The sequence below is a fragment of the Brevibacterium moorei genome, from assembly GCF_024580735.1.
Lineage (GTDB): Bacteria > Actinomycetota > Actinomycetes > Actinomycetales > Brevibacteriaceae > Brevibacterium > Brevibacterium moorei.
The window spans coordinates 25,245-38,309 of the sequence record NZ_JANIJX010000018.1 but is presented as its reverse complement, the minus strand read 5'-3'; the positions used below and the strand labels follow the sequence as shown (position 1 = coordinate 38,309).

6 protein-coding genes are annotated in these 13,065 nt (G+C 55.6%); 4 read left to right on the top strand and 2 right to left on the bottom strand.

The annotated features are described in order from the left end of the window. Nucleotides 1–181 precede the first annotated feature (181 nt). The 4 genes from wecB to NQ034_RS11840 all read left to right on the top strand — a co-directional run bounded on the left by wecB (nucleotide 182) and on the right by NQ034_RS11840 (nucleotide 7,612). Nucleotides 182–1,387, top strand: a complete 1,206-nt coding sequence (gene wecB, locus NQ034_RS11855; RefSeq protein ID WP_257049115.1) for a non-hydrolyzing UDP-N-acetylglucosamine 2-epimerase — start codon at nucleotides 182–184, stop codon at nucleotides 1,385–1,387. Between the two features lie 8 nt (nucleotides 1,388–1,395). Beyond that, on the top strand, nucleotides 1,396–2,667 hold the full coding sequence (wecC, locus tag NQ034_RS11850; RefSeq protein ID WP_257049113.1) for a UDP-N-acetyl-D-mannosamine dehydrogenase: 1,272 nt from the start codon (nucleotides 1,396–1,398) through the stop codon (nucleotides 2,665–2,667). An 83-nt stretch (nucleotides 2,668–2,750) separates the two neighbouring features. Beyond that, on the top strand, nucleotides 2,751–6,470 hold the full coding sequence (locus tag NQ034_RS11845) for a bifunctional glycosyltransferase/CDP-glycerol:glycerophosphate glycerophosphotransferase (protein ID WP_257049067.1): 3,720 nt from the start codon (nucleotides 2,751–2,753) through the stop codon (nucleotides 6,468–6,470). 170 nt (nucleotides 6,471–6,640) lie between these two features. Then, nucleotides 6,641–7,612, top strand: a complete 972-nt coding sequence (locus tag NQ034_RS11840) for a glycosyltransferase family 32 protein (RefSeq protein WP_373567206.1) — start codon at nucleotides 6,641–6,643, stop codon at nucleotides 7,610–7,612. Nucleotides 7,613–7,780: 168 nt separating this feature from the next. On the opposite strand, the gene NQ034_RS11835 is transcribed toward NQ034_RS11840, so the two are convergent. Both NQ034_RS11835 and NQ034_RS11830 read right to left on the bottom strand, forming a co-directional pair. Next, on the bottom strand, nucleotides 7,781–11,245 hold the full coding sequence (locus NQ034_RS11835) for a bifunctional glycosyltransferase/CDP-glycerol:glycerophosphate glycerophosphotransferase (RefSeq protein ID WP_257049064.1): 3,465 nt from the start codon (nucleotides 11,243–11,245) through the stop codon (nucleotides 7,781–7,783). Next, nucleotides 11,232–12,920 carry a glycosyltransferase family protein gene (locus NQ034_RS11830; RefSeq protein WP_257049063.1) on the bottom strand — a complete coding sequence of 563 codons (1,689 nt, stop codon included), beginning with the start codon at nucleotides 12,918–12,920 and terminating at the stop codon, nucleotides 11,232–11,234. The genes NQ034_RS11835 and NQ034_RS11830 overlap by 14 nt, the downstream gene beginning before the upstream one ends. Nucleotides 12,921–13,065: the final 145 nt, after the last annotated feature.

Here is a 13,065-nt window from a genome sequence, read left to right as displayed (position 1 = left end):
CTCAGCGAACAAGATCCCCCGATCCCCGGATCGGGGGATCTTTGTGTAAATATTGTGAGAACTAGGTAGTACGCATGTGAAAAATCGGTGAACACACGGTACGCTGCTACACGGGGGAAGTTAGCTGCACTGTTATCATCCCCGCACCACGCCTACCACTAGGAGCTCCTCCGTGAGAATCATGGCCGTCTATGGCACCAGGCCCGAAGCTATCAAGCTGGCGCCTGTCATCAAGGCGATCGAAGATGCCGATGACATGGAGAGCATCGTGGTCGACACCGGGCAGCACCGCGAAATGGTCGAACAGGTCAACCGCGCCTTCGACATCCTGCCTGACTATGAACTCAGCATTATGGCCCCAGGTCAGAGCCTGAACCGGATCGTCTCCAAGGTTGTGGAGGGCGTGGATCCCATTCTGGAGTCCGAACGTCCGGACGCTGTCCTGGTTCAGGGCGACACGTCCACGGTCATGGCCACGGCAGTCGCTGCGTTCAACCGCCAGATCCCCGTGGTTCATCTGGAGGCAGGCTTGCGAACCGGAGACCTCAAATCCCCGTTCCCTGAAGAGGCCAACCGTCGGATGACCGCGCAGGTTACCTCCCTCCACTTGGCACCCACCGCCAATGCCCGCGAGAACCTCCTGCAGGAGAACATCTCTGATTCTCAGATCGTCGTGACCGGCAATTCCGTCATCGATGCTCTGATGGTCGCCACTACTCGTTTCGATGTGCAGTTCCACGATGAGTGCCTGGCCTATCTGGCTCAGGACCGTGCAGAGGGCGTCGCCGGACCGGTCATCCTTGTTACTTCCCACCGGCGGGAGAACCAGGGCCCGGCCATGCGAGGAATCGGTCTGGCCGTCGCAGATCTGGCCAGGAAGTTCCCCGCGGCTACCTTTGTGCTGCCGCTGCACCGTAACCCCAAGGTCCGCAAGGCCATCAAGCCCGCCGTTGAGGGTCTGCAGAACGTCCTCGTCGTCGAACCCTTGGATTATCCGGAGTTCACAGCGATGCTGTCACTGTCGGACATCGTTCTGACTGATTCCGGCGGTGTCCAGGAAGAAGCACCCAGCCTGGGCAAGCCGGTGCTGGTCATGCGTGAGAATACGGAGCGCCCGGAGGCGGTCGCTGCCGGCACGGTCAAGTTGATCGGGACCGACCGTGACCGTCTGGTTCACGAAGTGTCCGTCCTCTTGGAGGACCATGATGCATATGCCTCAATGGCCAATGCTGTCAATCCCTATGGTGATGGCCTTGCGTCCACCCGTGCTCTCGAGGCCATGCGCTGGATGTTCGATGCAGGCGTTCGCCCTGCAGACTTCGACACCGATACCGAATCCATCCTCCCCGCAGCCGAGTCGGCAAGCATCGCCCAGGAGATCTTCTAGTCTTGGAAATTCCCTTCAAGTCCGTTGCTGTCATCGGCCTTGGCTATATTGGCCTCCCCACCGCAGTCGTCCTTGCTCAGGCAGGACTTCAGGTCACAGGTGTCGACGTCAAGAAGTCCACGGTCGATTCAGTGAATGCCGGTCAACTGCCTTTCGTAGAGGCTGGTCTGGGCGAAGCTCTCAAGGCAGTAGTGTCGGCCGGCGCGCTCACCGCACAGTCCGAACCCCCACATGCCGATGCCTACATCGTGGCCGTACCAACGCCGTTCAAACAGCACCACCAGGCGGATCTATCTTTCATTCTTGAAGCGGCGCGCAATATAGCGCCCCAGCTCCAGGGGAATGAACTGGTCATCCTCGAATCAACGTCTCCCCCGGGAGCCACGGAGCAAATGGCTGCGGAGATCCTCAGTGCCAGATCCGACCTGACCGACCAGCCAGGCCTCCCCAACTCCGTGTACTTCTCACACGCACCGGAACGCGTCCTGCCCGGCCGCATCATGGTAGAGATGTCGCAGAACGACCGAATCATCGGCGGGACAACCCCACATGCGGCGGAACTCAACCGCCAGCTCTACTCGACCTTCTGCAACGGTGAGCTCCTCGTCACCGACGCACGCACGGCCGAGATGGCAAAGCTGACCGAAAACGCCTTCCGGGACGTCAACATCGCCTTCGCCAATGAGCTCTCGATCATCGCCGATGACTTGGACATCAATGTTTGGGAGCTCATCGAGCTAGCGAACCATCACCCCAGGGTGAACATCCTGCAGCCGGGACCTGGCGTTGGAGGACATTGCATCGCCGTCGACCCTTGGTTCATCGTTTCCGCCAGCCCAGAGAACGCCAAGCTGATTGAAACCGCGCGCAACGTGAACGATCACAAGCCCCAGGTCGTACTGAACAAGGTATACGAAGCGGTCAAACGCATCGAGAAGCCGACGATCGCGGTGCTCGGCATCGCGTTCAAGCCCGATGTCGACGACCTACGGCAGTCACCGTCGAAGGCGATAGCAGTCCAGCTCTCAGAGACTCTTCCCGCAGCAAAGCTCCTCATCGTCGAACCGAACATCGAGCAGCTTCCGCCCGAGCTCAATACTCGAAACAACGTTGCACTTACCGCCCCAGGTAATGCCCTATCCGTTGCTGATGTGATTGTATTACTAGTAGACCACACCCCATTCCGCCATTTATCGCTCACCCCTAAAACTGCGCAGACTCTAATTGACACTCGGGGAATATCCTCAGATAGCCTAGACTATAACACTAAATCTAAATAGGTGCTTCTTCGGCGACACACCGTCGACAGAGCATCACGCATAGACGTAATAAATCGCGCCATAGAAACAGGACCAGGAAGATCATGAATATACCAAGAGATATAGCAGCCAAAGCTTACCGCAAGTTAAAAGAGGCAAGGCGTTCGCTTCTGGAAAAGCAGAGTGAACCCATCAAAACACCTGCCGATACAGTTCCTGTTAAGAAACCCGCCAAGCTAGACGAAGCGGCACCTCAAGCAGCAGCGCCGGCTCAGCAGAAACGCAAAGATCCTAAATTATCCGTAATTGTTCCCGCCTACAATGTTGATGACTACCTAGAGGAATGTATAAATTCCATCCTAGTACAAGACTATGGAGACTTCGAGGTGGTAATAGTTGACGATGGATCTCCAGGAAAAACGCCGCTCATTGCCGATCGTTTGGCAGAAAAAGATGGCCGAATAACGGTAATTCATCAAGAAAATGCAGGCCTCGGAGCTGCACGCAATAAGGGCATACTTTGTTCGTCGGCCCCCTACCTCACATTCATCGATTCTGATGACACCATACCCCAACACGCGTTCAAGTCCATGATGGACTCTTTGCATTCCAGCGGATCCGACATTGCCGTTGGGAGTATCGCAAGGTTCAATTCAACACGGACCTGGACTCCCTTCTGGGTCAACCTTGTCCATGATATTCGCAGGCAGGGAATAACCGCAAAAGAATTACCTCCCATTATGTGGGATGTCTTTGCATGCAATAAAATATTCAAGCGCACAACCTGGGATTCAATCGTGGGAACATTCCCCGTAGGAACGCTCTATGAAGACCAAGAAAGTACAGCAAAGCTATTTGTAAACGATGCTACGCTGGATATTCTTCCAGAGGTTGTTTATAACTGGAGACTGCGCGAAGACGGTCAGTCAATAACCCAGAACAAGAGCAATATCGATGACCTTAAGCAACGCTTGAAAGTTGCAGAAGAGACGCGAAAAATAGTCTCTTCCTACACCCAAGAATATACTGATTACTGGTTTACCAAATGCCTAGGCGAAGACTTCTTCTACTACTACCGTGAAGTCCCTCGAACCGACCTTCAATTTTTCGAAGCATTGCAAAATGGCATACGTGATTTCTTTGACAAAGCCACACCAAAAGCAATATCTGATATTGCTCCGGTGCGGCGATGGATGGCTTATTTTACTGCCGTAGGAAACCGCGAAGGACTAATCAAGCTCCTGGTCCATCTGGACGAGTACAGGACATATTTCTCCGCAAAAAACCATGGTGAAGAGATCATCGCAACCATCCCAGATTTAGAAGAAGTTCTGGATTCCATTCCGGAGGAACTCCGGATCGCTTCATCTGATCATTTTGATGCGCAAGCACTAATAACAAATATCGAAAGTGATCAGGACGGATCGCTTATCATATCAGGGATGGCGTATATCCCAAACTATGACGAGGACATATTTGTATCTCTCGAGCTCCGGGGTGACTCGTCTACAATCGGTCCGTTCAGAGCAACGATGACAAACGGTGCTCCGCTGCAAATCACTGCCGATCCTTACAACTGGCACTCTCGCTCGGCCTTCACCGTAATGGTCCCGGCGTCCTCCCTGGATGCAGAACTTGAGTCATTTGATTCTACCGAAACTGATGAATATCATATTCTCCTAAATCTGTCCAACAAACATCAGAAGTGGTCAATAGAGAATCCCAAAAGGTCTGGTGACGGGCCAGCCGCGTGGCCGACCGTAGGTAATCTGACGGCCAAAGGTGCCCGATATGTGATCATAGGAGATCCTGCCTCCAACACCAAGGTCAAGTTCCTGCAGCCTCGCTTCATTCTTGACGATTTCTCACAGAATGGTCGCCACTATGAGGTGCATATAAGCATCAACGATACTGCCAATCTTCGAAATACAAATCTGTTCGATTTGTCCGCGGCGGCAGTATCCGTAAAGATGGACGGGAATGTTCTTCTGTCAGTACCTGCAAAAAATGTTGGAAGATCCATCCACGCCGAGTTTGAAATACCTCGCTCAGTCTGCGTCGACTCAAAGAAATTCTCTCAACTTTTGAGTTTGGAAGTGGTCTGCGATTCTCGCAGGAGATCCGCAGTTGCTGTCAAGAAAAATATTCTCCAGGATAATCTGAGAGACAAATATTCTCTGTGCAACTCTGGGTACGGATATGCGCAAATCAATATCTCGTGCCTTTCATCATTTGCCGAGTCTATCGAATACGATGAGACTTCAGACTCCCTTATTATATCGGGCCAAGCACTGATAGATCCGGAACACATTAGAACACATACACCCTCTTTCTCTCTGGTCAGAAAAGGGCATGTCATAAATGCAACTAGGGTTGAGTGGAACGCTTTAGAATCTAAGTTCAAGACCTACTACAGTCTGGTAGACTCGACGAATTCATATCGCGATCGGGGATTACCTGATGGCAGGTATATCCTCCAAGTTCTCCTTCCCACGAAGCAGCAACGCCCAGCAACGAGTTGGGTCCCTTGCACTGATGACCTCATGAGTCACCTTCCGCTCGAGCTCGAAACATCACACCATACAGTCAAGCTCACCGCCATTGGCAAGAGTCGGACCGTTCAGGTGCAGCTCACTGGCAGCGGGAACACTACCGAGAACCGTTCTGCGGTGGTACAGCGACACATGTCTCAGAAATATTTTAGGGATACTGCTAGGGCAGTCTCCAACAATGCTGTGCTCTTCGAATCGTTCGGAGGTAACTCTGTCTCAGATTCGCCCAGAGAACTCGACCGAATCATTAGCGACAAATACCCCGAAGTAGTTCGATACTGGTCCGTCCGCGATAGCAGCATCGTGGTTCCGGACGGTGCAGTACCACTGGTAGTTGGTACCGATGCTTGGATGAAGGCATTGGCTACTTCCAGAGTGCTCGTAAACAACAACAACTTCCCGCACTATTTCAGGAAGGGAGTCAATCAGTACTATATTCAGACTTGGCATGGAACACCGCTAAAGCAGATCGGTAATGATGTTCCTCCCGCTAATCTGTCTCTGCGGTACCGTTCACTAATGAAAAAAGAAGCTGAGAAGGAGTGGGATCTCCTACTCGCTCAGGCGGAGTGGTCGGGGAAAACTCTGTCATCTGCATTCGGTTACTCAGGAGAAGTATTCGCCAACGGGTATCCCCGAAATGATTCTTTGAACGACCCGGAAAGAGCACTAGAGGCTAACAACCGGGTCAGAGATCTGTATGACATCCCGGCGAATAACACTGTTGTCTTGTACGCACCTACGTGGAGAGATAACCTTAAGGACGCGTCCGGACGGTACAGCCGCGTATACAATCTCGACTTGCAATCAGCCGTTAAAAAGCTGGGTAGCAAATTCACGATTCTGTACCGCGGACATGCCAACTCGCTGAATTCTAATGCCAAGGATCTGCCTGCTGGCGTTATAGATGTTTCAGCGCATACCGATGTCAATGATCTTATATCGACGTCCGACATGATGATAACGGACTACTCTTCGATCATGTTCGACTACGTGACCACTGGAAAACCAATTTCCTTCCTTGTACCTGACCTGGAGCAGTACCGAGACAGCACCAGAGGATTCTATTTCAATTTCGAAGAATCTGCCCCTGGCCCTCTCTTCCGGTCCACACCCGATACTATTGATTGGATCCAAAGAACTGCGAATTCGGCTTTTGATGCAGATTTTAAGTATGCCGAGTTCAGAAGTAGCTTTGCTCCTTTCGACGATGGCAAGGCCGGCGAACGTCTTGTTAAGTCCATCTCCAGCAAACTCAACTGGACCAACTAGTGTACGTCTCCCAAATCTTGACAGTATACTTTCCGGTTGGACAGGGTGAAAACCGCCACCTTTTCATTCTTGTCTAGGCAGTGTCACGTATTTAGTGTAGTATAGTAGTAGGTGTTGTGACTTTTAGGTCATAAAGACCGGGCACCAAATCTAGTAAGCTGGAGTTTAAAGTGGAATTAGAAAATACATCTAGACTGGCCGTGACTTCTCAGTCGTATAAGGCTTCCCCGGGTACTCCCCGAACCATTTGGATGTACTGGGAGAACGTGTACTCCGATAAGATGCCGGACTATATTCGTCTTTGCTATGAAACAATTTGCGCTCATTCTCAGTCGCTAAATGTAGTGTTGCTCACTCCTGAGAATGTCAGAGATTATGTCCCTTCTCTCCGTGAGGATTTTGAACTTATTCCGCAGGTTGCACACAAGGCGGACTATATTAGAGCCGCGGTTCTTGCTGAAAATGGCGGAATGTGGATGGATATTGATTCCATCGCCATACGACCAATTAGGCTGATATTTGACTTGCTTTTCGATACAGGTGCAGTCTTCTATGGATGGAAGCCACTGGAACCAAGTATTGGTTTGATTGCGGCAGTTCCCCATCACCCTTTAATTGTCGCCTGGCGTGAGGCTATCGAGGAGCGATTGAACGGCGACTTAAGTCAGCGATGGGCCGGCATCGGGTACGATCTACTTTGGCCTCTCGCCAGAAAGATTGATTATACACAAATCGATCGCCGTATTTGTGCACCGACGCATTATACAGAAACCGGAAAATTTATCGAAGATTCTGACCCGGCTTCTCTCTTGGATGACAGGACTGTAGTCATCCAACTGTACAATAAGATGTTCTTTAAGACCTACGGCGCCATGGAGCGATCCAAGATCCTTGCATCTAATACGGTTATAGGACGGCTATTGAATGAACATATGAGGGCAGATCCGTCCTGGGTTACGACCAGTGAGCTGCTATCTGAAGACCCGGCAACTCCGGACCGGACTCGAGCTCTGGCTAAAGATCGCGGTCTAGATCTTGGAACTGCTTACATTCAACTCGCGGTCGAGCTCCACTCTTCTCTTACCAGAGGCTTCACCTTACACAAGTTCGCGAATTTACACCCAGAGTTGCGTTTAAAGTAGTCAATATTTTGAGTGTTTGATTGTTGACTCACAAGTGGTCGCCCTTTTGATTATATGGAGATTGTGATCGCCGTCTAATCAATAAGACCTTAGCCGCTTGGCGCGCAGGTCAGGCCTGATTCAAGAATACGTAGGGCTGGCCGCAGTCCCCGGGGGATGTGTTTCCTCCTATCGGTGCGTTACAGACATCGCATTCAAGGTCACTGTGTAGCACAGACTACTGATGCTCTCACGTATGTCCCCTAATGATGCCTCATTGGAACATAGGGGCTCGGGCTTCCTGGCCGCCTTCGTGGACAACCCATCCAGAAGGCTGGACCGGCTAGTGGCCTGCAGGGAGTAAGAAGAGTCCGGCCACTCATTATAGAAGCCTCGTTCGGCACTGCCATACGATTCGATATCCGGTGTATAGAGAAAAGAAGGACGACCTAGGGCTGCCCAATCGTAAACGATGCTCGAGTAGTCGGAGACAAGGGCATCGGATGCAAGCATGAGGTCCTCTACGTCAGGGAAATCCGTTACGTCGATAACGTCCTCACCCAGGGCATGGAACGAGTTCATGTGATGGCTGCGGACTAGCACCGTACATTTGCTGGCCTCTGCTAGCCACTCGCAATCTAGAAATGGAGACTCACCTTCACTCACCCCATGCCGTGCAGCCTCTCTCCATGTCGGCGCGTAGAGAATAACTCGTTCATTGAGTCCGATGCCGAGTTCTTTCCTCACCTCGGCGCCGCGCTCGGGGCCGGCCAGTAGGCGAACGTTACGCGGCTGCTCACCGACGTAGACCTCACCGGTGTAGCCCGTAGACGACCTCAGGTTCTTCTCCGCATCTTCCGACTGGGCCAAGAGCAGGTCCCACTGGGCAACCTGGCGCGTCATGAGACGCCTATACGTCAACGGGATGAATGCCTTGGGTGCGTCGAACAACAGCCGCTTGATCGGCGTGCCGTGCCAGGTCTGGAGGAAGTACTGCCCCTTCTGCTTCTGGAACCACTGCGGAAAGTTATTGTTCGTAACCAGGACTCGAGCCGAACGCGTGACCTCAGCCCATTCGCGGGTACCGATCACCAGCCGTTGCCCACCTACCGGAACCGGTACCGTACCGTCGATGACGGACCACCACATGGGCACATCGAGGCCCTCATCCTGTAGGTAGTCGAAGATCGCTCGCGGGTTGTCACCTGTCGTCTTGCCACTGTAGGTCTCGAAGACGATCCCCTGTTGCAGGGTGGTTGGCGGGGCGTCTATGAACTGCTGTCGTCCAAACCGTGTCCGTTCTTCCCTGTCCAGTGGCACACCCACGGTCAGACCCAACGTCTCATTGCCGCGTGGGGCAACCCGCACACTGCGAACCGGGCCCTCCAGATAGGTCTCCGGTCCATTCATCACATCGGCGGGTCGGCACCAGCCTTCTGGTTCCTCAGTGTCAGACACAGACCAGCGAACGAAATATCCGCCGGACGGCAACGCAGCATCGCCCACGTCCACGGACGCATGCCAAGTACCGGAAGTACCACCGTCGGTCACCTCAGCCCGGTATGCGGTGCCCGACGATACCAGCCAGATCACCGGAACAGGCCCCTGCGGATCTATCGTTCCGTCCAACTGAAGCAAGTGCTCCTCGATGGACACCTGGCACACCGAAACCCGGAACTTGCGCTGTTCGACCAAGGCAGTGCCGTCTGCCATAGGGCGTACTCTCACCGCAGCAGTATCACCGGCATCTGCTGGTGCGTCCCACAGCACCGGTGTTGTTTCACCGGAGGATTCGACGATCAGCCGGTATTGCCGTTCGGCCTCCCTCAGCTCGACAAGGTCGAAGACGACGGTGACTTCCGCTGTATCGCCGACGGACTTCGTGTCTCCGCTGCCGTCTATAGCATCCGCCCCGGCCTTCAACGGCAGTAACGCCACCCGGTCTATCCGGTTACCGGTTCCCAGGCTCGCACAGGCGATCTGCAACGTAAGCTTCGTACCCGCAGACGTGGCCTCGACCACGCGGAAGGGCGACCCGGCTCCCGGCCGGAACTCCAAGCTGCCGTCGGCGCCGGCTGCGAACACCAGACGCTGTTCTTCCCCGGCCGGAGGGCACGGTCCGATTCGGTTCGTCACCGGTCCTGGCGGCATCGCTAGGAGCGCCTCAACCGTATGCTGGCCGACCTGGGTACTCACCCGCAGCCTGACTGTTTCGGCCGGCAGTGTGGCGGTGGCCTCGAAGCCGGTGTCAGAATAGTCGGTCCACGGGTCGTTGGCCCGGAAATTCGCGTCGGGAGCGGGGCCCACCACAACCTGGTCAATTGGCCGCGCTAAACCGTCGGAACAGACCAGGTCGAACTGCAGCGGTTTTCTCAGCTCAGCAGGTAATCCGGGAACGTGCGCGTCGCCGGCTACCACGACCCGGTCAGGTCCCAGCCACGTCACCGTCTCAGTAGCGCACTGCAGCGAAAGGTCGATTGTGCCCAGGGTCCGTAGCGTTTCGGGGACGGGAGCGATTCGCCCCAGCATGGGTGGATTGGCAAGCAGACGGCCAGACTCCATCACAATCGGGACCGCGGTCGTGTCCTCGAGCTGTGAGCCGATGACCTCTTCCAGATCCTCCGGAGTCCCGTTGATCAACTCCCACGCGATCAACCGGTCCTGGAACGGGACCTCGGCCCACCAGGAATCCGCCAACCCCCACTTTTCAGCGGTGGCGGCCACCTTCGCAGCACAGGTGCGCAGATCCGGTTCGTATGCCGCTTCGTCGGTGTTCGGGACTTCCTTGGCGTACATGACCAAATCGCGGCCCAGCCAGTTAATCAGCAGGCGCAGGCGCACGCCCGAATCCACACTCGAGCCATCAACCATCCTGCTCATCCGGTCGATGATCGTCATGCGGTCGTGCAGATCATCCAGTTGCGCCTTCGACTGCGAGCGCGACTGCCGTCCATCGGCCAACCGCCACGAATACACGTCGGTTGTAAGCACGTCGATGGAACCGGCCTGCAGTGCAGCCCGCAAACAGGGTTCCTGGTCTTCGTAGTTGACGTCTTCGGGGATTCTGCCGACTTGCTTGCGCCAGAACCGCATGTCGAAGATCCGATTCCACAGAACCGGTTCGTCTAAGAGTTCGGGGAATGCGTTAATGGTCGTCCCGGTCCGCTGTTCGCGGTGCACCCGCGCCACGACCTTCGGCCGACTGTTCCCTGCTTTGCCATGCCGGCGGTACCCGCCGATGGCAAACGACGACCCGGACTTCTTCAAACTGTCCAGCAATGCCCGGTAGGCGCCGGGCAGCACTTTGTCGTCCGCATCGACGAAAGCCAGGTAATGGCCTCGGGCGATGTCGACCCCCCGATTGCGGGCGGCGCCGGCTCCATGGGTGTCACCGGCCCGCGACTCGACCAGGCGGACGCGCCTATCACGGGCTGCCAGGGCAGTCACGATGTCCTGCGAACCGTCGTCAGATCCATCGTCGACGACGATGACCTCGAGGTCGCGCATTGACTGGTTCAAGACGCTGCGCACAGAGGCCTCGATGAAGTCGCGGGCGTTCAGACACGGAATGACCACACTGAGTTCAGGGCGCTGTGCCCTGCGGAGCAGTCCGGCTGCGCGCTGGCGCAGACTCCTTTTCTCAGATGAGGACATGCTTTCGCGCCTCTCCGTACACCACCACGGGCCCGTTGGCCAGGATCTCCTCGTCCAGGATCCCCCAGGTGTGATCCTCGGTATTGGATCTTTGCTGGATATAGCCGTAACGGTCTGTGGAGAAGATCCGCCCGCCTGCATCCAAGACGTCGCGCAGGAACTGGGAGTCCTCGCCTTTCGTTCGGGCTGCGAAGGGGATGTCGCGCATTGTCTGCGCCTTCGCCATGATGGTGGGGCCGGCGATGAAATGCTGGAAGGACAGTTCCTGCTTGGGGAAGCGCAGGCACGTCATGTCACCGGCACCCAGGTGAACGTAGTGCGCAGCCTTGCCCACGACCTCGGCGCCGGTGTATTCCATCGCCTTGAGCTGGTCGAAAAGGTAGTGGGGTCCGTACAGGTCGTCATCGTCGATCTTCGCAATGGCATCGCCTGTGGCGGCCTGGACCAGAGTGTTGTAGCACTCCCCCAGGCTCAGTTCGGAGTCTCCTTCGAGCCAGCGCACGTCCAAACCCTGCTTCCGGGCGTAATCACGGTCGTCTGCAGTGGGAGTGAATCCGTGGGTCAGGATCAAAACCTCCAGGTCCACGTCCTGCTGGGCCGCCAGCTGAGCGATCACGTGCTGCAACTGGTGTGGACGGTTCGTCGACACCATGGCAGTCACCGTCGTAGCAGCACGATTCCGGCCGCCCAGGCCGATGTCTTCAAGGACCGTGTCGACCCGTTGGCTGTACGTATGCGACTTCCAAATGGTCCGTTGGGCCAAGTGGGTCATGTGTTCGCGCAGTTCGGCCGATCCGGTCAGCGCGCGAACCCAGTTCCGGGCCTGGTACCTATCCCCCGCCTGAGCGACTTGGCCGGCAGGGAAGAACGTGTCGATTGCCGGGCTGGGCGCGCTGAGCACCGGGGTGCCGCAGGCCGTGATCTCGAAGATGCGGCGGGCACACATCGTCTGGCTGTCCGGGATCGAATTGACGTTGAGGAAAACCCTGTAGCACCGGTTCGCCGTCAGCATTTCCTCATAGGACAGGCCCCCGACCACGCGCTTGTCATATGGGGTGGGAAAGCCATAGCGCTCGTCGACCTGTTCGAACCGGGAGAAGATCTCCAACCCGGTATTCATCCATTTGTCCGCATCCAGGGAACCGCCCAGCAGGACTTCCATTTGAGCCCGGCGTTCCGGGTAACGATCGCGGAAGTATGTACCGGCGAAGGCGACATCGCGTAGGCCATCGGTTGTCCAGCCCTTGGGCCGGACCGGATTGTGGATCGCAGGCTGGGCGGCAAAGGGCAGCAGTCCCACATTGTCGTGGCCGAGTTCACGCCGATAGTCGGGGAGACGTTCGCCTTCGGTTGTGTACACCCAATCGAACAGCTGAGCAGTGTCGAGGAAGTCCTCGAAGTGGACAGGGTCCTCCTTATTCCAGAAGACCGTGGGGATACCGTGTTCACGACAGTGCTCGACTAGAGACTTGAGGGTGTCGGATGGTGCGTGTGGTCCGGTGAGTTGGTACTGCCAGGCGTCGTCGTTGCCGTGCCAGGCTGATTCGACGAACAACAGGTCCAAGGGGTTCTGCTCGAGCTGGTCGCGCCACTGGTCCGGTAGAAGGCGGATCTGGTCCCACTCGTAGTCGAAGGCCAACAGAGTGAAGGAGTCTGCGATGATTCCGACCTTCACATCGCGACGCCCGTGCCAAGTCGCAGGATCCGGAAGGTCCCAGTGGGGGAAAGGATGGTCCTCGCCCGGGCGACCAAGAAGAGTAGCGGTGGGCGGTGCCATGGGAACCTTGATTCCTCTGCTGCCCTGTGCCCTGCGACGGCGT

Bases quoted from the DNA above. Each gene is read 5' to 3' on its own strand.
- wecB (WP_257049115.1), top strand. From the start codon at position 182: ATGGCCGTCTATGGCACCAGGCCCGAAGCTATCAAGCTGGCGCCTGTC.
- NQ034_RS11845 (WP_257049067.1), top strand. From the start codon at position 2,751: ATGAATATACCAAGAGATATAGCAGCCAAAGCTTACCGCAAGTTAAAA.
- NQ034_RS11835 (WP_257049064.1), bottom strand. From the start codon at position 11,245: ATGTCCTCATCTGAGAAAAGGAGTCTGCGCCAGCGCGCAGCCGGACTG.